This is a genomic window from Anaeromyxobacter sp. SG64 (assembly GCF_022690745.1).
In the GTDB taxonomy this organism is placed as follows: domain Bacteria; phylum Myxococcota; class Myxococcia; order Myxococcales; family Anaeromyxobacteraceae; genus Anaeromyxobacter; species Anaeromyxobacter soli.
This window is the reverse complement of the sequence record NZ_JALCZB010000071.1, coordinates 1-23,388: the sequence shown is the minus strand read 5'-3', so window position 1 is coordinate 23,388 and position 23,388 is coordinate 1. Positions and strand designations below refer to the sequence as shown.

18 protein-coding genes and 2 pseudogenes are annotated in these 23,388 nt (G+C 74.0%); 14 read left to right on the top strand and 6 right to left on the bottom strand.

Annotated elements, in window-relative coordinates:
- Both MNZ29_RS17815 and MNZ29_RS17810 read left to right on the top strand, forming a co-directional pair.
- Nucleotides 1–861 (top strand): annotated as a pseudogene (locus tag MNZ29_RS17815) (transglutaminase); the annotation flags it as partial.
- A 164-nt stretch (nt 862–1,025) separates the two neighbouring features.
- The gene (locus tag MNZ29_RS17810; RefSeq protein WP_242356155.1) at nt 1,026–2,987 is read left to right on the top strand and encodes a hybrid sensor histidine kinase/response regulator; all 1,962 of its coding nucleotides are present in this window, start codon (nt 1,026–1,028) and stop codon (nt 2,985–2,987) included.
- Here the strand turns inward: MNZ29_RS17810 and MNZ29_RS17805 are convergent.
- On the bottom strand, nt 2,984–4,678 hold the full coding sequence (locus MNZ29_RS17805) for a hypothetical protein (protein WP_242340147.1): 1,695 nt from the start codon (nt 4,676–4,678) through the stop codon (nt 2,984–2,986). The two genes, MNZ29_RS17810 and MNZ29_RS17805, sit on opposite strands and share 4 nt — an antisense overlap.
- A gap of 85 nt (nt 4,679–4,763) precedes the next feature.
- Here MNZ29_RS17805 and MNZ29_RS17800 point away from each other — a divergent pair, with 85 nt between their 5' ends.
- The 12 genes from MNZ29_RS17800 to hypB all read left to right on the top strand — a co-directional run bounded on the left by MNZ29_RS17800 (nt 4,764) and on the right by hypB (nt 18,439).
- Nucleotides 4,764–6,050 (top strand): DNA recombination protein RmuC, encoded by a 1,287-nt coding sequence (locus MNZ29_RS17800; protein WP_242340148.1) that lies wholly within the window; start codon nt 4,764–4,766, stop codon nt 6,048–6,050.
- Between the two features lie 519 nt (nt 6,051–6,569).
- The gene (locus MNZ29_RS17795) at nt 6,570–7,691 is read left to right on the top strand and encodes a hydrogenase small subunit (RefSeq protein WP_242340149.1); all 1,122 of its coding nucleotides are present in this window, start codon (nt 6,570–6,572) and stop codon (nt 7,689–7,691) included.
- A gap of 6 nt (nt 7,692–7,697) precedes the next feature.
- Nucleotides 7,698–8,651, top strand: coding sequence for a hydrogenase 2 operon protein HybA (gene hybA / locus MNZ29_RS17790; RefSeq protein WP_242340150.1), 954 nt, complete (start codon nt 7,698–7,700; stop codon nt 8,649–8,651).
- Nucleotides 8,652–9,905: an NrfD/PsrC family molybdoenzyme membrane anchor subunit gene (gene nrfD, locus MNZ29_RS17785; RefSeq protein ID WP_242340151.1), complete on the top strand. Its 1,254-nt coding sequence runs from the start codon at nt 8,652–8,654 to the stop codon at nt 9,903–9,905.
- Between the two features lie 18 nt (nt 9,906–9,923).
- Complete coding sequence (locus MNZ29_RS17780; protein WP_242340152.1) at nt 9,924–11,660, top strand: nickel-dependent hydrogenase large subunit; 1,737 nt, start codon at nt 9,924–9,926, stop codon at nt 11,658–11,660.
- A 132-nt stretch (nt 11,661–11,792) separates the two neighbouring features.
- Entirely contained in the window at nt 11,793–12,323 is a 531-nt protein-coding gene (locus MNZ29_RS17775; RefSeq protein WP_242340153.1) for a hydrogenase maturation protease, read from the top strand.
- Between the two features lie 50 nt (nt 12,324–12,373).
- Entirely contained in the window at nt 12,374–14,686 is a 2,313-nt protein-coding gene (gene hypF, locus MNZ29_RS17770; protein ID WP_242356153.1) for a carbamoyltransferase HypF, read from the top strand.
- Nucleotides 14,687–14,702: 16 nt separating this feature from the next.
- Nucleotides 14,703–14,990 carry a HypC/HybG/HupF family hydrogenase formation chaperone gene (locus MNZ29_RS17765; RefSeq protein ID WP_242340155.1) on the top strand — a complete coding sequence of 96 codons (288 nt, stop codon included), beginning with the start codon at nt 14,703–14,705 and terminating at the stop codon, nt 14,988–14,990.
- Between the two features lie 50 nt (nt 14,991–15,040).
- Nucleotides 15,041–16,180 (top strand): hydrogenase formation protein HypD, encoded by a 1,140-nt coding sequence (hypD, locus tag MNZ29_RS17760; RefSeq protein ID WP_242340156.1) that lies wholly within the window; start codon nt 15,041–15,043, stop codon nt 16,178–16,180.
- Nucleotides 16,181–17,203 carry a hydrogenase expression/formation protein HypE gene (gene hypE, locus MNZ29_RS17755; RefSeq protein ID WP_242356151.1) on the top strand — a complete coding sequence of 341 codons (1,023 nt, stop codon included), beginning with the start codon at nt 16,181–16,183 and terminating at the stop codon, nt 17,201–17,203.
- Nucleotides 17,204–17,210: 7 nt separating this feature from the next.
- Complete coding sequence (locus tag MNZ29_RS17750; protein WP_242340158.1) at nt 17,211–17,555, top strand: hydrogenase maturation nickel metallochaperone HypA; 345 nt, start codon at nt 17,211–17,213, stop codon at nt 17,553–17,555.
- Nucleotides 17,555–18,439, top strand: a complete 885-nt coding sequence (gene hypB, locus MNZ29_RS17745; RefSeq protein WP_277957326.1) for a hydrogenase nickel incorporation protein HypB — start codon at nt 17,555–17,557, stop codon at nt 18,437–18,439. Before MNZ29_RS17750 ends, hypB begins: the two co-directional genes overlap by 1 nt.
- A 9-nt stretch (nt 18,440–18,448) precedes the next feature.
- Here hypB and MNZ29_RS17735 read toward each other — a convergent pair whose 3' ends face one another.
- The 5 genes and pseudogenes from MNZ29_RS17735 to MNZ29_RS17715 all read right to left on the bottom strand — a co-directional run.
- Nucleotides 18,449–19,369 carry a MerR family transcriptional regulator gene (locus tag MNZ29_RS17735; protein ID WP_242356149.1) on the bottom strand — a complete coding sequence of 307 codons (921 nt, stop codon included), beginning with the start codon at nt 19,367–19,369 and terminating at the stop codon, nt 18,449–18,451.
- A gap of 245 nt (nt 19,370–19,614) precedes the next feature.
- Complete coding sequence (locus MNZ29_RS17730; RefSeq protein WP_242356147.1) at nt 19,615–20,787, bottom strand: lactate racemase domain-containing protein; 1,173 nt, start codon at nt 20,785–20,787, stop codon at nt 19,615–19,617.
- Between the two features lie 150 nt (nt 20,788–20,937).
- Complete coding sequence (locus MNZ29_RS17725) at nt 20,938–21,714, bottom strand: 1-acyl-sn-glycerol-3-phosphate acyltransferase (protein WP_242356145.1); 777 nt, start codon at nt 21,712–21,714, stop codon at nt 20,938–20,940.
- A gap of 23 nt (nt 21,715–21,737) precedes the next feature.
- Nucleotides 21,738–23,183 (bottom strand): amidase, encoded by a 1,446-nt coding sequence (locus tag MNZ29_RS17720; RefSeq protein ID WP_242356143.1) that lies wholly within the window; start codon nt 23,181–23,183, stop codon nt 21,738–21,740.
- Nucleotide 23,184: 1 nt separating this feature from the next.
- Nucleotides 23,185–23,388, bottom strand: a pseudogene (locus MNZ29_RS17715) (NADH-quinone oxidoreductase subunit I); the annotation flags it as partial.

The following is a 23,388-nucleotide window of genomic DNA, read 5'->3' as shown; positions in this document are numbered from 1 at the left end:
CTCGATGCCGCCCACGCGCGGCTCGCCGCGGCGGCGCTCGCCGCGTTCGCCGACGGCGACCCGGGCGGAGTCGAGATCCTCACCGCCGCCCGCGACGCGCGGGAGCCGGCGGCGCGGCGAGCGGTGCTCGTCGCGCTCGCGCAGGCGCACCGCAACGGCGACCGGCCGGAGGCGGTGCTCTCGGCCGCCGACGCGCTGCTCGCCGAGGCGCCCGCCTCGCACGAGGGGTTCGCGGCGAAGGCCTGGGCCCTCCGGCGGCTCGGGCGCGGCGCGGATCTCTCCCGCGCGGCCGAGGCGATGCTCGCGCGCCTCCCGGACGACGCGGAGGTGCTCGCGCTCGCCTCGAGCTCGCGCCTCCTCCTCGGCGATCGCGACGGTGCCGCGCGCGGGTTCCGGCGGCTCGTCGAGACCGGCCGCGCCCCCCCCGTCGTATACACCGCCGGGGCGTGGCTCGTGGTGTACCGCGGCGGCGCCTCGGCCGAGGCGCTCGCCTGGGCGCGCCGCGCGGTCGAGGGCGCCCCGGGCGACCACGCCGCGCTGAACACCCTCGCGGCCGTGTACGCCGAGCTCGGCCGTCCCGCCGAGGCGCGCGACGTCTTCCTCCGCTCCCTCGACGACGGGCGCCCGCTCGAGGGCTCCGACTGGTTCGTCGCCGGGCGGATCGCCGAGGGCTTCGCGCTCCCCGAGGCGGCGCGCGCGGCGTACGCGCGCGTGCAGCCGGACCTCGTCGACGGCGCGGAGGACCCCTCGGGCGCGCACGTCCTCGCGCGGCGGCGGCTCGCGCTGCTCGGCGGCAAGGGCGCGCCGGCCTCCAGCGCGGGCTCCCCGCCGCGCGGCGAGGGGCGGTCCGGGAAGCGCTGAGGTGCAGCGCTGGCGGGGCCGCGCGGACTCGACCCGAGGAGGTCCGCGCGCGCCCCCGAATGCGTGAGACCGGGGTGAGCGGGGCCCAACGGGGCCGCGCGGCTGCGGTCGTCGCGCCCCGGCGCGCGCGGTAACATCCGCGCTCTCGAAGGACCCGTACCGGAGTGATCGTGCCGAGGCGCTCGCCGCTGGAAGCCACCACCGGGAGGACCTCTCCCCCCGAGCCGCTCGACGACGGCACCCCCTCCGAGCTCATCCCCACCGAGCGGGAGTTCCGCGCGATCTTCGACCTCGCCGGGAGCGGCAAGGCCATGGGGGATCCCGCTCGGAACCGCTTCGTCCGCGTGAACCGGCGCTTCTGCGAGATCACCGGCTACTCGGTCGAGGAGCTGCTCGAGCGCGGCGTCGCCGACCTGACCCACCCGGCCGACCGCGCCCGCGACGCGGCCGCCATCACGGCGGCGCTGCGCGGCGAGACCGACGGCTGGACCATCGAGAAGCGCTACGTCCGGAAGGACGGGCAGATCGCGTGGGTGGTGGTGACCGGGACCGTGCTGCGGGACGCGAACGAGCGCCCGTTCCGGACGGTCGCGACGGTTCACGACATCACCGCGCGCCGACGCATCGAGGAGAACCTGCGCGCGAGCGAGGCGCTGCTCCGGCTCGCGCAGCGCGCGGCGCACGCGGGCGTCTGGGAGCTCGACCTCGTCGCCCGGACGGCGTGGATGTCCCCCGAGTGCCACGCCCTGTTCGGCACGGCGCTCGCGGCGCGCGGGCCGGACATCGCGGCCTGGGAGCGGCGGATGGTGCCCGAGGACGCGCCGGTCGCCCAGAGCGCGCTCTCGCAGGCGGTGAAGCACGGCGAGGAGTACAGCGCCGAGTTCCGCATCCACCATCCGGCCCTCGGCGAGCGCTGGCTCTGGGAGATCGGCCGCGCCGAGTACGACGCAGCGGGGGAGGCGGTGCGCGTCCGCGGCATCGCCCTGGACGTCACCGAGCGAAAGCACGCGGAGCAGGCCCTCGTCGCCGCCGATCGGCGCAAGGACCAGTTCCTCGCCGTGCTCTCGCACGAGCTCAGGAACCCCCTCGCGCCGATGCGGAACGCGCTCGACGTGCTCGACCGGACCGATCCCGGCGCCGAGCCCGCGCGGCGGGCCCGCGCGGTCCTGCAGCGGCAGCTCGGGCACCTCTCGCGGCTCGTCGACGACCTGCTCGACCTCACCCGCATCTCGCGCGGCAAGATCCAGCTCCGCACGGCGCCGGTGTCGCTCGGCGACGTGGTCCGGCGCGCCGCCGACGACCACCGCTCGCTCTTCGCGGAGGCGGGCGTCGCGCTGGACGTGCACGTCCCCGGCGCGCCGGTGCCGATCTCGGGCGACGCGACGCGCCTCACCCAGATCGTCGGCAACCTCCTCCAGAACGCGGCCAAGTTCACCCCGCCGGGCGGCCACGTGCTGCTCGAGCTCTTCTCGCTCGGCGCGGACGCGCTCCTCCGCGTGCGCGACACCGGCATCGGGATGGAACCCGGGATGCTGGAGCGGCTGTTCGAGCCGTTCGCCCAGGCGGAGGTGAGCCTCGAGCGCAGCCGGGGGGGGCTGGGGCTCGGGCTCGCGCTCGTGCGGCGGCTGGCGGAGCTCCACGGCGGGCAGGTCTACGCGCACAGCGAGGGCCTCGGGACGGGCGCCGAGTTCGTGGTCCGCCTCCCCATCGCCGCGGCTCCGGCGGAGCGCGCCCCGCTCCCCGCACCTCCGGCCACGGCGGCGCGGCGGCGCGTCCTCGTGGTCGACGACAACGTGGACGCGGCCGAGACCCTGCACGACCTGCTCGTCCTCGCCGGCCACGAGGTGGCCGTGGCGCACGACGGGGAGGCCGCCGTGACGGCCACCCGCGCCCTGTGCCCGGACGTCGTCTTCTGCGACATCGGGCTGCCGAAGCTCGACGGCTACGGCGTGGCGCGCGCGTGCCGGGCCGACCCGGCGACGCGCGGCGCCTACCTCGTGGCGCTCACCGGCTATGCCCTGCCGGACGACCTCCGCCGAGCCGCCGAGGCGGGCTTCGACGAGCACCTCGCGAAGCCCCCGCCGCTCGGCGCGATCGAGGCGGCCCTGGCGCGCGCCCCGCGCTAGCCCCGGGTGAGCTCCTCCGCGGTCACGAACCGCGGGGCGATGTCGACGGGGATTTTCGAGAGCCGGTCGAGGACGGCCTTCACCTCCGGCCGCACCACGCCCATCTTCTCGAGCAGCGCCTTCGCCGCGGCCCGGTCGCCCTTCCCCTGGATGGTCATGATCTCGCGCGTGAGCGAGACCACCGCCTCCTTCATCCGCGCGCCGTCGATGGCGAAGGTGCCGTCCGGGCGCGGGACGATCGCGCGCGCGTCGAGGAGCCAGTTGAGCTGCAGCGCCATGCCGCGCCCGTGCGCCTCGCCGACGCCGAAGCGGATGGAGCGGAAGGCGGAGGCGAGGAAGGTCGGGTAGAGCGTCCGCTCCATGGCGCGGTCGAGCTTCCCCTCGTCGAGGAGCTTCCGGAGCGCGAAGAGCCCGGCCACGTCGGCTTTCGCCTCCTCGAGGGCGCTGTAGGTGTCGCCGAGCTCGGCGCGGACGGTGGTCTTGCGGCCGGCGACGGTGATCTCGTGCGGCCCGAGCCCGTGCAGGAGCTCGTGCATGAGGATGTGGGTGAAGAACGGGTCGAACGCGACGGCGGCGCGGTCGGCCGGCGAGAGCGCGAGACCGGCGAGCGGCACGAGCACCTTCCGGAACTTGGCCTCCTGCACGTTCTTCAGCATGACGCGCTTCGAGCCCATCTCGCGGACGATGCGCTCGTCGTTCGGCAGGTTGTAGGCGGCGGTCTGCACGCCGTGCATCGCGTCGCCCGCCGCGAACAGCTCGTTCACCACCCGGATCGGCGCCATCGCCCCGAGCTTCGGGTTCTTCATCGCCGCGTCGATCGGGAGCACGTCCTCGATGCCCTGCAGCTCCGCCGCGAAGCGCTGGAGCTTCGCGGTCTCGGCGTCGTCGCGGACGCCGATGAACGCCTCGAAGGCGGCCTTGGCGTTGAACCAGCCGTCCTCGTAGACCTCGTACGGCCCGATGGTGGGATCCACCGCCGCGTCGAGCTCCATCCAGGCCACGTCCGAGGCGTAGTAGTCGTTCGAGACGAACGCCTGGGCGCGCGCCTCGAGGAACTTGCGCAGGCCGGCGTCCGCGGTGGCCGCCGCCGCCTCGCGGAGGAGCTCCGCCGCGCGGGCGAGCTCGCCCTGGTACTCGAGCGCGTACGGCACCGCGACGAAGCCGCCATTCGGGGCGCGGCGCACCGTCGTGAAGAACCCCGTCGCCGCGGCCTTCGCCTCCGGGGCGAGCCCCGCGAGCCACCGCTCGACGTCCTCCTTCGTCGCGCCGGCCGGGTAGAAGTTCGCCTGGGCCGGCTTCTCCGGCACGCCGGGCAGGAACGCCGGCGCGCCGTGGTCGAGCCGGTCCCACGGCCCCTTGTTGCGGAGGAACGCGGCGAGCCGCGCGGCGCCGAGCGGCGAGCGGTCCCGGGAGAGCGCGAGGAGGAGCGGCTCGTTCCCGGCCCAGACCTGTCGCAGGAAGAGCGCGTCCATCACCTGCGCCGCCTCGACGAGCCGCGCGAGCGCGCGCCGCTCGCCCTCGGGCAGCCTGGAGAGATCGAGGCGGAGGTCCACCGGCGCGTAGCGCGCGTCGGCGCGCCGGAGGTCGGCGGCGCCGGGCAGCGCGCGGGGCGCGGCGGCGGCGGGGAGCGCTGCGACGGAGAGTGCGGTGGCGAGGGATCGGGCGGCGAGGCGCATCGAGGGGTCCTCCATGGGGTCCGGTCCTTTTACCTCGGGGCGACCTCCTGCGCCGCGCAGGCGAACGGGGCGGACAGACCGCGGGAGTAGGCTCTCCCACATGGACTCGACGGGTCTCCTCCTCCTCGCACTCGGCGTCGCGCTCGGCGCCGCCCTGGGCTTCCTCGCGCGGAGCGGCGAGGCGCGGCGCGCGGCCGAGCGGGCCGTGCGCATCGCCGAGCTCGAGGCGACGCTCGCCGCCGAGCGGGCCGGCGCCGAGGAGAAGCGGGCGCTCGTGGACGACGCGCGCGCGCGCCTGTCCGACGCCTTCAAGGCGCTCTCCGCCGACGCGCTCCGCGCCTCGAGCGCCTCCTTCCTCGAGCTCGCGCGCGCCGCCCTCGGCCGCGAGCGCGCGGCGGCCGACGGCGACCTCGCCCGGCGCGAGGAGGCGATCGCGGCGCTCGTCGCCCCCGTCCGCGAGGCGCTCGGCAAGCTCGACGGCGAGCTGCGCGGGATCGAGCGGGCTCGCGAGGGGGCGTACGGCGCGCTCACCGAGCAGCTCCGGCAGGTGGCCGAGGCGCAGGCGCAGGTCCGCGGCGAGGCGGCGAACCTCGTGAAGGCGCTCCGCGCCCCGCAGGCTCGCGGCCGCTGGGGCGAGCTGCAGCTCCGCCGCGTCGTCGAGCTCGCGGGCATGCTCGACCGCTGCGACTTCGAGGAGCAGGCCACGGTGGACGGCGACGAGGGCCGGCTGCGCCCCGATCTCGTCGTGCACCTCCCGGGCGGGCGCAACGTCGTCGTCGACGCCAAGGCGCCGCTCGCGGCGTACCTGGAGGCGATCGAGGCCAAGGACGACGGCGCGCGGCGCGCGCACCTCGCCGATCACGCCCGGCAGCTCCGCGAGCACGTGCAGCAGCTCGGGCGCAAGGCCTACTGGGAGCGGCTCCGGCCCGCGCCGGAGTTCGCGGTGCTGTTCCTCCCCGGCGAGAGCTTCTACGCGGCGGCGCTGGAGGCCGACCCCTCGCTCCTCGAGGCGAGCGTGGAGCGGCAGGTCATCATCGCGACGCCGACCACGCTCATCGCTCTCCTCAAGGCCGTGGCGTACGGCTGGCGCCAGGCCCAGGTCGCCGAGAACGCCGAGGCGGTCGGCGCGCTCGGCCGCGAGCTGTACAAGCGGATCGCCGATCTCGGCGGCCACTTCGCCCGGCTCGGGCGGGCGCTGGGCGGCACCGTCGAGGCGTACAACCGCGCGGTCGGCTCCCTCGAGGCGCGGGTGCTCCCGGCGGCGCGGCGCTTCGAGACGCTCTCCGCCGCCCCCGCGGACGCCGAGCTCGACGCGCTGGCGGCGATCGAGGTCGTCCCGCGGGCGGTCGTCGCCCCGGAGCTCGCCGAGCCGGCCGCGGGCCGCTGACCTCCCCGGCGGCGGGTACGCCGCGCGGCGGTGAGGATGCCCGGCTCCGGCCGTGGCGCCCTCGCCGGTCGCCGGCGCTTTCACTGTTTGTCGCACCCGTACGCCGGGTGAGCCGCCTCCCGCATTCACTTTCCGTCCTGGCCCGCGCCGCCCTGTGAACCGTCGCCGAGGGACCCGGACCGACTCCTCGACACGATCCGCTCGCGCGCGCCGCCTCCCCTCGATTTTCACCCCAAAATTGTTGGCGCAAATTTAACGTGGAGCCATCCCGTCAATGTTGTCTCGCGGAGTCCACAAAGGCCAATTCGCGGGCCCGTTTTCGGGTTTGACCCGGGTTCCGCGTGACGTCGGTCAAGCACCAGGCTCGACGGAAGGGTGCGCCGATAGCGCGCGGCGTCCATTTGCCGCACGAGCGCCACGCAAACATTTCGTTTGCCCGATTTCCGAAAAGCCGGGGAATTTTAGCAGGTTGTAATTTTCGATTGGAGCGGTCAGTCTCCGCGGCACCCGGAGGACGGAATGAACGATATGGGCTCCGAAGTGCTCGGCCTGGAGACCAAGGGTGTCTCCCGCCGTGACTTCATCAAGGTCTGCACCACCGCGGCGGCGGCCGTGGGCCTCCCGGCCTGGGCCGGCGAGAAGATGGCGGAGAACGTGGCCAAGGGAAGGAAGCCCTCGGTCATCTGGCTCCACTTCCAGGAATGCACCGGCTGCACCGAGTCGCTGCTCCGCACGAGCCACCCGGACGTCGGCGCGCTCATCCTCGACCTCGTCTCGGTCGACTACCACGAGACCTTGTTCGCGGCGGCCGGCCGCCAGATCGAGGAGGCGCTCGAGAAGGCCCTGCACGAGAACGAGGGCAAGTTCGTCCTCGTCGTCGAGGGCGCGATCCCGGAGAAGGACGGCGGCATCTACTGCCAGGTCGGCGGCAAGAAGGCGATCGACACGCTCAACGCCGTCGCCGCCAAGGCCGGCGCGATCATCGCGATCGGCTCGTGCGCGTCGTGGGGCGGCGTCCCGTCCGCGGCGCCGAACCCGACCGGCGCGACCGGCGCACCGCAGATCCTGAAGGGCAAGACGATCGTCACGCTGCCCGGCTGCCCGGCGAACCCCTACAACCTGCTCGGCACCGTGCTGCAGTACGCGACCTTCGGCACGCTCCCGGCGCTCGACGACCTCGGCCGCCCGAAGTTCGCCTACGGCCGCGTCATCCACGAGGACTGCCAGCGCCGCCCGCACTTCGACGCCGGCCGGTTCGCGCAGGCGTTCGGGGACGAGGGGCACCGCAACGGCTACTGCCTCTACAAGCTCGGCTGCAAGGGCCCCCAGACCCACGCCAACTGCTCGCTGCTCGACTTCTGCGAGGTGCCCGGCGCGTGGCCGGTCGGCATCGGCCACCCGTGCGTCGGCTGCACCGAGCAGGGCGTCGGCTTCACCGTGCCCATCTACACGAACCTGCCCGTCCAGAACCCGACGGCCCCCATGGCCTACCCCGCCATCCACCCCGACCACACGGTGCTCGGCAAGAGCGCCCTCGCCGTCGGCGTGGGCAGCGCCGTCGTCGGCGCCATCGTCGGCGCGGGCGTCGTCGCGACGCGGAAGATCAGCGCCGACTCCGAGAAGACCGAGGGGAAGGAGTAGCCCCCCATGCGCATCTCACGACGAGACCTGCTCAAGGGAGCGGCCGTTGCGGGAGCGACCACCGCGCTCGCCGGGACCGCGTCCGCTCGAGAAGCCGTCGAGCCGCGCCCCCAGGCGGTGGGGATGCTCTTCGACGCCACCCTGTGCGTCGGCTGCCGCGCCTGCCAGAGCGCGTGCAAGCGCGCCAACAAGCTGCCGGTGGACCTCGAGACCGGCGAGACCGGCGGCCAGTACGACGCGCCCCGCGACCTCAACAGCAGCACGAAGAACGTCATCAAGGCGGTCGAGGCGGCGAACGGCCCGACCTACATGAAGCAGCAGTGCATGCACTGCGTCGACCCGTCCTGCGTGTCGGTCTGCATGATGGGCGCCCTCCACAAGGAGGGCGAGGGGAAGAAGAAGCTCCCCGGCGAGCGCGCCGGCAGCGGCATCGTCGTCTACGACAAGAACACCTGCGTCGGCTGCCGCTACTGCCAGATCGGCTGCGCGTTCAACGTGCCGAAGTTCGAGTGGTTCGACGCGTTCCCGCTCATCGTGAAGTGCGAGCTGTGCCGGCACCGCGCCGACCCGAAGCAGGAGGGGCTCCTCTCCATCGCGAACCCGGCCTGCTGCGAGGTCTGCCCCCGCGAGGCGGTCGTCTACGGCCGCCGCGAGGAGCTGCTCGCCGAGGCGAAGCGGCGCATCGCCGCCTCCCCCGCGCGCTACCAGCAGCACGTCTACGGCGAGAAGGAGGGCGGCGGCACCCAGGTGCTGTACCTCGCCCCCGCGGGCGTCTCGTTCACGCAGCTCGGGCTGCCGGAGCTGCCGGACCGCTCCCAGGCCTCGTTCTCGGAGAGCGTCTCCCACGCCCCGTACCTGCACGGCGTCACGCCGGTCGCGCTGTACCTCGGCATGGCCGCGCTCATCGCGCGGAACCGGAAGAGGGAAGAGGCGGCCGAGCACCGCGAGGAGGGCAAGTAGATGAGCGCCCACGATCATCCGAAGGCCATCGGCGGGAGCCTGCTCGACCGCTCGATGCTGGTGCTGCTCGCGCTGTTCGGCGTCGCCGCCGTGGTGATGGCCTACCGCTTCTTCGCCGGCGTCGGGCCGGTGTCGAACATGACGGACGGCTTCACCTGGGGCATCTGGGAGCCGGTGAACGTCGTCGTCTTCACCGGCATCGGCGCGGGCGCGTACTCGGTCGGCCTGCTCTGCTACCTCCTCAACAAGGGCCAGTACCACGGCCTCGTGCGGCCGGCGGTGCTCGTCGGCGCCATCGCCTACACGCTGGGCGGCAGCTCGATCATGATCGCGCTCGGCCGGTACTGGAACTCGTACCTGCTGCCGTGGATCCCCTGGTGGAACCTCAGCTCCGCGCTGCTCGAGGTCGCCATCTGCGTCATCGTCTACGTGACGGTGCTGTGGATCGAGGTGCTGCCCTCGATCCTCGACGGCGCCGCCGCGAGCCGCTCGCCGCGCTGGGCGGCCATCGGCAAGACCTGGGGCCCGCGGCTCGCGAAGGCGATGCCCTACATCATCGCGCTCGCGATCCTGCTCCCCACGATGCACCAGAGCTCCCTCGGCGGCCTGATGCTGATCGCCGGCCCCAAGATCCACCCGCTCTGGCACACGGCGCTCCTGCCCACGCTGTTCCTCGTCTCCTGCCTGTCCATGGGGTTCGGCGCGGTCGTGGCGCTCGTCACGATCCTGAACCTCACCTGGAACGCCAAGCACGACCCGAAGCTCTTCGCGGACATGTCGAAGGTGAACGCGGGCATGCTGCTCTTCTACGTGGTGCTCCGCGTGGCGGACGTGGTTTGGAGCGGCAAGCTCCGCTTCCTCGCGCTCGACTTCCCCACGCTCCTGTTCGTGGCCGAGCTCGCGCTCTTCCTCGCCCCCGCGCTCATGTTCCTCTCGCCGCGCGTGCAGCGGAACAAGGGCCGGATGTTCGGGGCGGCGCTGCTCGCCGTCGCGGCGGGCGCCGCGTACCGCGTCGACGCCTACCTCACCATGTACCGCCCGGCCGGGTGGACCGCGGACGGCAAGCCCATCGCCGCCGGCTGGAACTACTGGCCGTCGCTGGGCGAGACGATCGTCACGGTGGGCATGGCGGCCGTCGGCGTCGCGCTCTTCATCTTCGTCTCCCGCAAGTTCCCCGTCGTGGTCGTCGAGGACGTCCGCGACGAGCACACCCACGTCGGCAGCGGCCCCGCGAAGGCCGCCGCCAGCCGCTAGGCAGAGAGGTGAACGTCCATGGGTAAGCTCATCACCATCGACCCCGTCACTCGGATCGAGGGCCACCTCCGCATCGACGTCGAGGTGGACGGCGGGGCGGTCAAGAACGCCTGGTCCTCCGGGACCATGTGGCGCGGCATCGAGACCATCCTGCAGGGCCGCGATCCGCGCGACGCCTGGGTGTTCACGCAGCGCATCTGCGGCGTGTGCACCACCGTGCACGCGATCGCCTCGGTGCGCAGCGTCGAGAACGCGCTCGGCCTCGAGATCCCGCTCAACGCGCAGCTCATCCGCAACGTGATCATGAGCGCCCACGCGCTCCACGATCACATCGTCCACTTCTACGCGCTCTCCGCGCTCGACTGGGTGGACGTGGTCGCCGCGCTGAAGGCGGACCCGGAGAAGGCGGCGAACCTCGCCGACTCGCTCGGCCTGCAGTGGGCGGGCAACTCCAAGCACGCCCTCAAGGCGGTGAAGGAGAAGGTGGCGGGCTTCGTCGCGGCCGGCCAGCTCGGCATCTTCACCAACGGCTACTGGGGCCACCCGGCGATGAAGCTCCCGCCGGAGGTGAACCTCCTCGCCGTCGCGCACTACCTGCAGGCGCTCGACGTGCAGCGCAAGGCGAACCAGGTCGTCGCGATCCTCGGCTCGAAGACGCCGAACATCCAGAACCTCGCGGTGGGCGGCGTCGCGAACGCCATCAACCTGGACAGCCCCGCGGCGCTCAACATGGAGAAGCTGTACCAGGTGAAGACGCTCCTCGAGGAGGTCGTCACCTTCGTGCAGCAGGTCTACCTGCCGGACGTCGCGGCCATCGCGGCGAGCTACCCGGACTGGCTCAAGTACGGCGCGGGCGTGACGAACTACCTCGCCGTGCCGGACATGCCGACCGACGTGAAGATGACCCGGTTCGACCTGCCCGGCGGCGTCATCTGGAACGGCGATCTCTCGAACGTGAAGCCGGTCGCGAGCTGGAACGACGACTACCTGAAGCAGAACGTCACGGAGTCGATCGCCCGCGCCTACTACGAGGGCGACACCGTCCGCCAGCCGTGGGAGGGCCAGACGAACCCGAAGTACACGGGTGAGTGGAAGGCGGAGACGCCCGCGCCCGAGAAGTACACGTGGGTGAAGGCGCCGCGCCTCGAGGGCAAGCCCGTGCAGGTGGGCCCGCTCGCGCAGGTGCTCGTCGGCTACGCCGGCGGCCACGAGAGCATCAAGAAGTGGGCGGACTTCTGCCTCGGCACCGCCGGCAAGATCGCGGGCGTGAAGCTCACGCCGGCGGTCCTGCACTCGACGCTCGGCCGCCACGCCGCCCGCGCGATCCGCGCGGCGACCATGGGCGAGCTCGCGCTCAAGCACTGGAAGCTCCTCGTCGAGAACATCGGCAAGGGCGACACGGCGATCTTCGTCGACCCGATGAAGAACCTGAAGCCCGGCACGTACAAGGGCGTCGGCTTCCACGAGGCGCCGCGCGGCACGCTCTCGCACTGGTCGGTCATCGAGACCGACGGCAAGACGATGAAGCTCGCCAACTACCAGGCGGTCGTGCCGTCCACCTGGAACGCCGGCCCGCGCGACGCGAAGGATCAGCTCGGCCCCTACGAGAAGTCGCTCGTCGGGAACCCGATCGCCGACCCGAAGCTCCCGCTCGAGGCGCTCCGCACGATCCACTCGTTCGATCCGTGCCTCGCCTGCGCGATCCACACCGTGGACGCGGAGGGCGAGGAGCTCGCGCGGGTGAAGGTGCTGTAGCCACGAGCCTTCCCGTGGCCGCTCGCCCCGAGCTGTCGAAGGGTGAGCGGCGCGCGGCCGGCACGCGCGGTAGAACCGATCCCGTCCCGGACTCCCTCCCGGGGCGGGATTCTCTTTCGACGCAGGAGCCTCATGTCCCCCCGCATCGCCGTCATCGGCATCGGCAACGTGCTCACCGGCGACGACGCCGTGGGCCCGCACGTGGTCCGCGTGTTCGAGGCGCGCCACGCGGTCCCGCCCGACGTGCAGGTGATGGACGCCGGCACCCCCGGCTACGACCTCACCGCGTTCATCGCCGGGCTCGAGGGGCTCGTCCTCGTGGACGCGGTGAAGGCGAAGGCCGCGCCGGGCACGCTGCGCGTCTACGACAAGGAGGAGCTGCTGCACAAGGCGCCGGTCCTCGCCATGAGCCCGCACGAGCCCGGAGTCCGCGAGGCCCTCATGAACGCGGAGTTCATGGGCGTCTCGCCGAAGACGGTGAAGCTCGTCGGCGTGGTCCCGGCGAGCGTGGCGACCGGGATCGGCCTCTCGCCGGAGGTGCGCGCGGCGATCGACGGCGCCGTCGCCCAGGTCGCGAAGGAGCTCGCGGCGCTCGGGGTGGCGGTGACGGAGCGCGTTCCGCCGGCAGCGCCGGATCTGTGGTGGGAGAAGCCGCGGGGGTGAAGGCGAGGCACGGCCGGCGCCGCGCCGCGCCGTTATGAGAGCCGGAGACGATGCGGACCGATCCCCTACAGCGCGCGCCCGCCGGTCGGCGCCTGACCGTGAGCGGCACGGTCCAGGGCGTCGGCTTCCGGCCCTTCGTGTACCGGCTCGCGCACGCGCTCGGGCTCGCGGGGCGCGTCCGGAACGACGCGTCGGGCGTGACGGTCGAGGCGTTCGGACCTGCCGCCGCGCTCGACGAGCTCGAGCGGCGGCTCCGGAGCGACCGGCCGCCGGCGGCGGTCATCGAGACGCTCTCGAGCGAGCCCATCGCGGCGGAAGGGCTGGAGGGGTTCGAGATCGTCGCGAGCGGCCCCGCCGCGGAGCGGCGCGCGGCCATCCCGCCCGACCTCGCCACCTGCGCCGCCTGCGAGCGCGAGGTCTTCGACCCGCGCGACCGCCGCCACCGCTACCCGTTCACGAACTGCACGGACTGCGGCCCGCGCTTCACCATCGCGCACGGCGCCCCCTACGACCGGCCGGCCACGACCATGGCCGGGTTCACGATGTGCCCGGCGTGCGCGCGCGAGTACGCCGATCCTCTCGACCGCCGCTTCCACGCGCAGCCGAACGCCTGCCCCGCCTGCGGGCCGCGCGTGCGTGTCGTCGCGCGCGACGGCTCGGCGGTCGAGGCGACGGATCCCATCGGCCAGGTCGGCCGCGCGCTCGCCGCGGGCGCCATCGCCGCGGTGAAGGGCCTCGGCGGCTTTCACCTCGCCTGCGACGCGACCTCGAGCACGGCGGTCGCGACGCTGCGCGCCCGCAAGCGCCGCGAGGAGAAGCCGCTCGCGGTGATGGTCCGCGACCTCGCCGCGGCGCGCGCGCTCGCGGACCTCGGCGAGGCGGAGGAGGCGCTGCTCGCCTCGGTCGAGCGCCCCATCGTGCTGTGCCGCCGACGACCGGAAGCGGCCCTCGCGCGGGAGCTCGCGCCGGACAGCCCGCTCGTGGGCCTCCTCCTCCCCTACGCGCCGCTCCACCACCTCCTCCTCGAGGCCGCGGGCCGGCCGCTCGTGATGACGAGCGGCAACCTCTCGGAGGAGCCCATCGCCTTCGAGGACGACGAGGCGGTCCGGCGGCTCGGCGGCATCGCCGACCTCTTCCTCGTGCACGACCGGCCCATCGCCTCGCGCTGCGACGACTCGGTCGCGCGGACCATCGCGGGCCAGCCGCTCGTCATGCGCCGCTCGCGCGGCTACGTCCCGCGCCCGGTGATCGTCCACCGCCGCTTCGCGCGCCCCGTCCTCGCGGTCGGCGCGCAGCTCAAGAACACGTTCTGCCTCGCGCGCGGCGACGAGGCGGTGCTCGGGCCGCACGTCGGCGACCTCGACAACCTCGAGACCTATGCGGCGTTCGAGGCGGCCATCGCGCGGCTCGAGGGGTTCCTCGCGCTGCGCCCCGAGGTCGTGGCCTGCGATCTCCACCCGCTCTACGTCTCGACCCGCTACGCCCGCGAGCGCGCCGCCGCGCTCGGCGTCCCGCTCGTCGAGGTGCAGCACCACCACGCGCACGCCGCGGCCGCCATGGCCGAGCACGGCCTCGACGGCCCGGTGCTCGCGCTCGCCTGGGACGGCACCGGCCTCGGCCCGGACGGCACCGCCTGGGGCGGCGAGCTCCTCCTCGCCGAGCGCGGCCGCTTCGAGCGCCTCGCCACGTTCCGGCCGCTCGCCCTCGCCGGCGGCGACCGCGCCATCCGCGAGCCGTGGCGCCTCGCGCTCGCGGCGCTGGTCGACGCCTTCGGAGAGGACGCGCCGGTCGCGGACCTCCCGCTCTTCCGCGCGGTCCCCGCGGCCGAGCTCGCCGTCGTGCGCCGCCTGCTCGCGACCGGCCTCAACTCGCCGCGCGCCCACGGCGTGGGCCGCGCCTTCGACGCCGCCGGCGCGCTCGCGCTCGGCCGTGGCGTCTCCCATTACGAGGGGCAGGTCGCGCTCGCGCTCGACAACGCCGCCGGCTCGGCGAGCTCGTGCGAGGCGCCCTACCCGTTCGACGTCGACACGGGCGCCCCCGTCGCGGAGCTCGACCTGCGCCCGCTCTGGCGCGCCCTCGTCGCGGACGTCCTCGCCGGCACCGCGCCCGCGGCGATCTCGGCCCGCTTCCACGCCACGCTCTCCCGCGCCGGCGCCGAGCTCGTCCGGCACGCCAGCCGGGCGACCGGGCGGCTGCCCGTGGTGCTCACCGGCGGCTGCTTCCAGAACGCCCGGCTGACCGAGGGCCTCCTCGGCGAGCTTTCGGCGGATTTCGCGGTATACCCACACGGTCAGGTGCCCCCCGGCGACGGTGGGATCGCGCTCGGCCAGGCGCTCGTCGCGGACGCGCGCGCGCACCCGTAATCGGAGAGCCCAACACATGTGCCTCGGCGTTCCAGGGAAGGTCCTCGCCATCGACGGGATGAGCGCGACGGTGGACTTCTTCGGCGTGAGGAAGGAGCTCCGCCTCGACATCGTGGACGAGCCGGTGTCGGTCGGGGACTACGTCCTGAACCACGTCGGCTTCGCCATCCGGCGCATCCCGCCCGACGAGGTGCAGGAGACGCTCGCGCTGTTCGACCAGATCCTCGACGTCTCCGGCGCGAAGGCGGACCTCATGGCCGCCGACGTGCGGGGCGAGATCGCGGCGGCGAAGCACAAGGAGTAGCGAGCCGCCGGCGCGGCGCTCCGGCGAGCGCGCGGTGGCGTGGAGACCCCATGGCAGCGAAGGATCTCTTCCAGGAGCTCAAGTTCCGCGACCCGGTGCGCGCGCGCGCCCTCTCCGAGGCGATCGGGCACGAGGTCGCTGCGCTCGGGCGGCGCGTCTCGGTCATGCACGTGTGCGGCAGTCACGAGCAGGCCATCGCGCGCTTCGGCCTGCGCGCCGTGCTGCCGCCGGACCTCGAGCTCATCATGGGCCCGGGCTGCCCGGTCTGCGTCACCGACGGCCCCGAGGTGGACGAGGCGGTCGCGCTCGCGGTCCAGGGCGCGCGCGTGTGCACCTACGGTGACATGCTGCGCCTACCCGGGACCGCGCGGTCGCTCGCGGACGCCCAGGCCGAGGGCGCCAAGGTCGACGTCGTCTACTCCGTGTCCCAGGCGCTCGAGCTCGCCGAGAAGCACCCCGCGGACGAGGTGGTCTTCCTCGGCTCCGGTTTCGAGACCACGGCGGTCGCCACCGCGGCGGTGGCGCTCGCGAACCCGCCGAAGAACTTCTCCATCCTGTCGGTGCACAAGTACGTCCCGGCCGCGATGAACGTCGTCGCCGAGAGCCCGGAGACGAACATCGAGGGCTACATCGCGGCGGGCCACGCCGCCATCATCACCGGCTGGGGCATCTTCGAGCCGTTCGCCGCGCGCACCGGCAAGCCGGTGGTGGTCGCCGGCTTCGAGCCGCTCGACATCCTCGCCGCGATCCTCAAGCTCACCGAGCTCATGCGCGCCGGGAAGCCCGAGGTCGCGAACGTCTACCCGCGCTGCGTGACGAAGGAGGGCAACCTCGCCGCGCAGCGCTCGCTCTGGAAGGTGTTCCGCCCGGTGACCGGCAGGTGGCGCGGCATCGCCGAGGTCCGCGATGGGAACCTCGACCTCACGCCCGAGTACGCGCACCTCGACGCGCGCAAGCGCTTCCGCATCGACACCTCGCCGGTGCGCGACGAGGAGGCCGAGGAGGCCGCGAAGGGCTGCATCTGCGGCTCGATCATGCTCGGCCTCGCGAACCCGGGCGACTGCGCGCTGTTCGGCAGGGCCTGCGTCCCCGAGTCGCCGGTGGGCGCCTGCATGGTGTCGTCGGAGGGGCAGTGCCGCATCTGGCACACCTACGGCGGCGTCCCGGATCTCAGGAAGGTGGGGACCTAGATGGAGAAGCCCCAGGCGAAGATCGGGCTCAAGCACGGCTCGGGCGGGCGCGCGATGCGCCAGCTCATCGAGGACGTGTTCCTCACCCTCGCCTCCCCGGTGGACGGCATCGGCCTCTCGGCGCTCGACGACGGCGCGGCCATCCGCGTCGGCGATCGCTGGCTCGTCGTCACCACCGACTCCCACGTCGTGCACCCCATCTTCTTCCCGGGCGGCGACATCGGGCGGCTCAGCGTCTCGGGCACCGTGAACGACCTCGCCATGATGGGCGCGACCGAGCCCCTCGGCCTCACCTGCGCGGTGGTGCTCGAGGAGGGCTTCCCGCGCGCCGACCTGGAGCGCGTCGTGGCCTCGATGCGCGAGACGGCGCGCGAGGCGAACGCGCCCATCGTCACCGGCGACACCAAGGTGATGGGCAAGGGCGAGGTGGACGGGATCGTCCTCAACACGACCGGCGTCGCGCTCGCCGAGCGCGTCGTCAGCGACGCGGGCCTGCGCGCCGGAGACCTCGTCATCGTCACCGGCACCATCGGCGACCACGGCATGGCCATCATGTCGCGCCGCCACGACCTGCGGCTCGAGGGCGACCTCCGCTCCGACGTGGCGCCGCTCAACGGGCTCGTCCGCGAGGCGCTCCGCGCCGGCGGCGAGGACGTGGTGGCGATGAAGGACCCGACCCGCGGCGGCGTCGCGGGCGTGCTCCACGAGATGGCCGCGAAGGGCAAGGTCGGCATCGTCATCGACGAGACCGCGCTGCCGGTGCGCGACGAGGTGCGCGCCGCGGGCGAGATGATCGGCATCGACCCGCTCCTCGTCGCGAACGAGGGCAAGGCGGTCATCGGCGTGCGGGCGCGCTCGGCGGACAAGGTCCTCGCCGCGCTGCGGGCGCACCCGTTGGGCGCCTCGGCGATCGTCATCGCCACCGCCATCGGCGAGCGGCCCGGCGCGGTCATCCTCGACACCGGGTTCGGCAAGCGCATGCTCGCGGAGCCCGAGGGCGAGCTCCTCCCGCGGATCTGCTAGGCGCGGAATGCACGAGTACTCCCTCGTCGAGGCGCTCGTCACCCGCGTGGAGGCGGAGGCGAAGAAGCGCGACGCGATCGCGGTGCACAAGCTCTCCGTCCGCGTGGGCGAGCTCTCGGGCGTCGATCCCGAGCTCTTCCAGACCGCCTACGAGACGTTCCGCGCGGGCACGATCTGCGCGGGCGTCCCGCTCACCCTCACCCGCGTCGCGGCGAGCTGGTCCTGCCCGCGCTGCAGGACGCCCATCGCGCGCGGCGCCATCCTGCGCTGCCCGGCCTGCGACACGCCCGGCAAGCTCGACGACGGCTCCGACGCGCTGACCCTCGACGGCATCGAGATGGAGGTCCCCTGATGTGCACGACCTGCGGCTGCGGCGACACCGAGCTCGTCCCGGTGGAGCTCCACGAGAAGATCCTGGCCGGGAACGACCGCGCCGCGCGCCACAACCGCGAGCACTTCCTCGAGGCGCGCGTCCTCGCCCTGAACCTCATGGGCTCGCCCGGCGCGGGCAAGACCGCCGTGCTCGAGGCGACCGCGAAGGCCGCGGCCGCGAAGGGCTGGAGGCTCGGCGCCGTCTCCGCCGATCTCGCGACCGACAACGACGCGCGCCGGCTCCAGAAGGCGGGCATCCCCTCGAAGGCCATCACCACCGGCCAGGCCTGCCACCTGGACGCCGAGCTCGTGCACCGCTCGCTCCACGACTTCCCCTGGCGCGACACCGACATGTTCTTCATCGAGAACGTCGGCAACCTCGTCTGCCCGGCCATCTACGACCTGGGCCAGGCGGCCAACGTGGTGGTGCTCTCCGTCACCGAGGGCGAGGACAAGCCGCTCAAGTACCCGGTGATGTTCAACGCCGCCGACCTCGTGCTGCTCACGAAGTGCGATCTCGTCCCGCACCTCGACGTCGAGCTCGCCAAGATCCACGACGCGCTCGCGCGCGTGATGCCGCGGCCGCGGATGATCGAGGTCTCCGCCCGCACCGGCCAGGGGATGGACGCGTGGGTGGCGTGGCTCGAGGAGCTGCGCGACGGGATCGGCCTCGGCGGCGCGGACGCGCATGCCCACGGCCACGAGCACTCGCACGCGCATTCGCACGAGCACGAGCACGCCCAAGGTGACGAGCGCCACTCGCACCCCCACTCGCATGCCCACTCCCACGACGGGCACGAGCACGAGCACGGCAGCGCGGATCACCACGGGCACGCCCGCGGCGGGAAGCACGACCACGACTGAGCGCCGCGCTCAGTCAGTCGCTCCGCGCGACCCGCCCACCCTCACCCTCCCGAGCGCCCGCTCGAAGGCGTCGAGTTCCGCGATGGCCTGCACGCGCGGCGCTCCGGCCTGCGCTGCGGCGTCCGCCCCGGCCCCGCCGACCCACACCTCCACGCTCGCTGGCAGCTCGCGCGCGACCGCGGCGACGGCCTCGAGGGCCTGCGGCGAGGCACCCCCGGTGAGGCCGAGCACGACCACGCGCGCGGCGGCGTACTGCGCCGCGGCGACGACCTCCGCGGCGGGGAGGCTCGGTCCGAGGTAGATCGCGCCGAGGCCCGCGATCGCGGCCACGAGCGCGGCGGCGAGCGTCCCGAGCTCGTGCAGCTCGCCCTCGGGCGTCGCGAGCACGAGGCGGGGCGCGTTCTCGTGGATGGGCTGCAGCCGCACGAGCGCGCCGAGCAGGCTCCGCAGCTCCGAGGAGACGAGGTGCTCCTGCGTGACGGAGAGCCGCCCCTCGTGCCACCCCTCGCCGACGGCGCGCAGGAGCGGGAGGGCCACGTCGCGCGCGAGCGCGTGAGCGGGGAGGACCGCGGCGAGGTGGGAGAGCTCGCGGCGGAACGCGGCGGGCTCGAAGCGCTCGATCGCCGCCCGCAAGCTCGCGAGATCGACCGGCGCTCCGGGGCGCAGGAGCTCCGGCTCGCCTCCTCCCGAGGCGACCAGCGCGCGGAGCTCGTCCAGAGGCAGCGCCGCGATGCGCCCGATCGCGTGCCCGCGCCCGACCGCCTGCGCGAGGAGCCGGAGCCGCTCCACGTCCTCCTCGGAGTAGAGCCTCCCGCGCTCGTCGCGCTGCGGCTCGACCACCCGGTAGCGCCGCTCCCACGCACGCAGCGTGTCGACCGAGATCCCGGTCAGCCTCGACACCGCGCGGATGGGGTAGCGCAGCGAGCTCATCCCGGGTGCCGATAACGTCGGCGCGTGCGCACGTCCAGCGGCTGCCCGCGATCTGTCATCAGCCCATCCAGGGGTCCAGGCTCCCGCCGCGGGGCGCGCGTCCTGGGGAGCGCTCGGAGCGCGCCGGCGCGATGCGGTGCGGTGGTCCGGTGCGCCCGATGGCGGGGCGATGAAGCGCGTGGCACGAAAGCCCGCGGTGCGCCGCCGGGGCGACGCTCGGCTTCACCGGGCGACGCGCGCGCCGCTCACACCGCCCGCGGCACGAGGTCGCCCGCGTCTGGCAGCACGAGGACGGTCGCCTCGCGTCCGACGCGCTCGCGGGCGCTCGCGATCGCGGCCGCGAGGTCGGGCGCGAAGGTCGCGTACGTCTCGCGCACCGTCGCCTCGTCCATCCCGGAGACGAGCAGCACCGTCGCGCCGGCGGGCAGGTAGCGCCGCACGCCGAGCTCGAAGATCCCCTCGTTCACGACCTGCAGCGGACCGGTGCCCTCCGGGCACTCCGCCGCCACGATCACCACGCCGCCCTCGCGGAGCAGCAGCCCCGCGGGCGGGATGAGCTTCGAGGCCTGGTAGAGCGAGCCCGACACCGGCAGCGGCGCGGAGACGATCACCACGTCCGCCTTCGGCGCCTCGACCTCGCACCAGGGCCGCGCGAGGCGGACGCCCTCGCGGTGGGCGTAGACGACGTCGCCCGCGACCGCGCCCACGATCGTGCCGCCCGCCTCGACGACGTTCACGAGGTAGGTGTCGCGACCGATCCGCCGCACCGCCTCCTCGAGATCCTCGCGGCACGGGTTCCCGTCGGCGCGGCCGAGCGCCGAGGTCTCCTCCGCCTTGAGCCGGTGGTTCTGGCGGATGTCCACGTCGTGGCCGAGCCCGGGGAAGATCCCCTTCGCGCCGCCGCCCCAGCCCGCGAAGTAGTGCGGCTTCACGCGGCCCGTCGAGACGATGAGGTCCGCCTCGGCGACGCAGCGGTTCACCCGGATGCGCGTGCCGCGGCTCGTCCGGCCCATCTCCACCATCGACGCGTCGTCGCGGGCGTCGTGGTTCACCACCCGGTGCCGGCCGAGGACGGCGGCGGGCAGGCCGAGCCGCTCGAGCGGCTTGGGGCCGTGCGTCCCGTTCGCCACCGCGATCGTGAGGTGGTCGTCCGGTACCGCGCCGAGCGCGCGCCGAACCGCCGCGAAGAGCTCCGCGCGCGGCTCGTCGCGCGAGGCGTCGCTCACGATCACCACCACGCGCGTGCGCGCCGTCGCGACCGTCGCGAGCGGACGCGCGCCGACGGGATGGGCGAGCGCTGCGTCGATCGCCGCCTCGAGATCCGGCACGGGGGGCGGAGCGGGCGGGAGGAGCACGCGCGCGCCGGCGAGGTCCGGGAGCGCGAGGGGGCGGGTGCCGTAGCCGAGGAGGACGGTCACGGGGGCATTGTACGTCCGCGGGCGCGAGCGGGCGCAATGGCGACCGACCGCCCGAGGTTCGACAGGCTCACCACGAGCGGTGCGTGCAGTCCCGCTCGCCCTCGAGCCTGTCGAAGGGCGAGCGCGCCACGACCGCCCTCGAGCTGACCGTCACGTCCGAGCCGGCGCTTCGGGCTCCACGGACCGCGCCGGCGCGTCGCCGTTCGCCACGTCCGCGGCAGGGAGCGCCGCGGCGATGCGGCGGCGCACCTCGTCCTTGAGCCGGCCCGCGTCCTCGGGCCTCAGGCCGGCGGTGGGGACCGGCTCGAGGATGCGCGCGTAGGCGCGGCACGGCCGGACCCACGGGCTCCCCTTCGGCATGCCCTGCGCCGCACCGTGCACCGCGACCGGCAGGATCGGCACCCCCGCCTCGATCGCGAGCCGGAACGCGCCCGACTTGAAGGGCAGGAGCTTCGCGCTCGTGCTCCGCGTCCCCTCCGGGAAGATCATCACGTTCATGCCGCGCTCGAGGTAGCGGCGCGCCTTCGCGAGCGCCTCGCCGCCGCTCTCCGAGTCGCCGCGCCGGACCGGGATGTCGCCCGAGAGGCGGAACATCCAGCCGACCCAGGGCACCTTGAAGAGCGACTCCTTCGCGATCCACTTCATCTCGCGAGGGAGCTTCGAGAGCATGAGGATGTCCAGCATCGACTGGTGGTTCGCGACGACCACGTACGCCTGCCGCCCGCGCGGCCAGCGCCCCTCGATGCGCAGCCGCCAGGGCGGGAACGTCCGCGTGACGGCCACGGCGACGAGCCGCGAGAAGCGGCCCGCGACCGCGCGGTTCCGGTCGAACGGGAACGTGACGGCGAAGAGCAGCACCTGCAGCGGCAGCGCGAGCAGGATGACGAGGCCGGTGAAGAAGTAGCCGATCGCGGCGATGACGGGCACGGGCGAATGGTCCTGAGCGGACGTCACCGTCCGGTCACGGCGGCGACGGGCACGGCGGGGGGTGAGAGCTCGGGGCGGACGAGGTGGTGCTGCGTCTTCGCCTGAAAGAGGGCCGCCACCGAGAGGAGGCGCCCCTCCTCGAGCGGAGGCCCGACGAGCTGCAGCGAGAGGGGCAGCTTGCCGGAGAAGCCCATCGGGAGCGCCACCGCCGGGAGCCCGGCCACGTTGCCGGCCGCGCCGAGGGGGTCGGGGCTCTCCGAGATGGCGTCGAAGTTCTCCTCGACGCGCGGCGGCACGAAGGGGACGTTGGGCGCGAGGACGAGGTCGAAGCGCGAGAAGAAGCCGGCCAGCGCGCGCTGGATCTCGCCGCGGACGCGCATCGCGCGCACGTAATCCGAGGCGTTCGCCTTCGGCAGGTAGTCCTCGGGGCTCTTCGTGCGGTGCGAGGCGTCGGCGAGCTCGCGCGTGCGGCCGGAGCGGATGAGCTCCTCGAAGGCGGTCGCCGCCTCCGCCTCGATGAGGAACCCGGCGAGCGCCTCGTACGGGAGGTCCGGGAGCGCCGCGGGCTCGAGGAGCGCGCCCGCCTCGCGCAGCACTCCCTCCGCCGCGGCGAACGCCTCGCGCGCGCCGGCCGCGGGCTCGGGCGGCTTGTCGGGGAAGCCGAGCACCGCGACGCGGAGCCCCCGCGCCACCTCGGGACGGATCCGCTTGACCGGGGGCGACGAGATGGCGCTCGGGTCGCGCGCGTCAGGCCCCGCGATGACGTCGAGCACCAGCGCGCAATCCCGCGCGCTGCGCGCCATCGGCCCGAGCTTGTCCATCGTGTACGAGAGCGCCATCGCGCCGTGGCGCGGGACGACCCCGTAGGTCGGGCGGAGCCCCGTCACGCCGCAGAACGCCGACGGCCAGGTGATGGAGCCCCAGGTCTCCGAGCCGATGGCGAACGCGACGAGCCCCGCCGCCACCGCCGAGCCGGCGCCCGAGGACGACCCGCCCGCCCATCGAGCGAGATCCCAAGGCGTGCGGCACGGGCCGTTCAGGGCCGCCTCGCCGGTGTGATAGCCGAGCCCGCCCGCGAGCTCGACCATGGAGAGCTTGCCGAGCAGCACCGCTCCCGCCTGCGAGAGCCGCGTGACGATCGCCGCGTCGCGCTCGGGCACGCGGCCCGCGTAGGGCGCCGCGCCGAAGGTGGTGCGGATCCCCTTCGTGTCGACGAGGTCCTTGAGACCGTACGGCACGCCGTGCAGCGGCCCGCGCCAGCGGCCGGCGGCGAGCTCCGCCTCCGCCGCGCGCGCCTCGGCCAGCGCGCGCTCCGGCGTCACGGTGACGAAGCAGCCGAGCCGCGCCGCGTGCGCGTCGATGCGCGCGAGGTACGCCTCGGCGAGCTCGACCGGCGAGAGCTCGCGGGCGCGGAGCTTCTGGGAGAGCGCCTGGACTCCGGAGAACAGGACATCGTCGGAGACGGCCACGCTAGGCTCCCGGGCGCGCCGGGGCGGCGCGGAAGACGAAGGCGGGCTCGGCGTCGAGGGCGAGCGGGAACGCGCGCAGCGGCGCGATCACGTCCGGGCCGGGCGCGGCGCGGGCGGGCGCCGGGGCGGGCGGCGCGCCGGAGGGGTCCGCTCCCTGGCTCGGGGCGCCGGGCGCGGCGGCGTGCACGCCCGCGCAGCCCGCGGC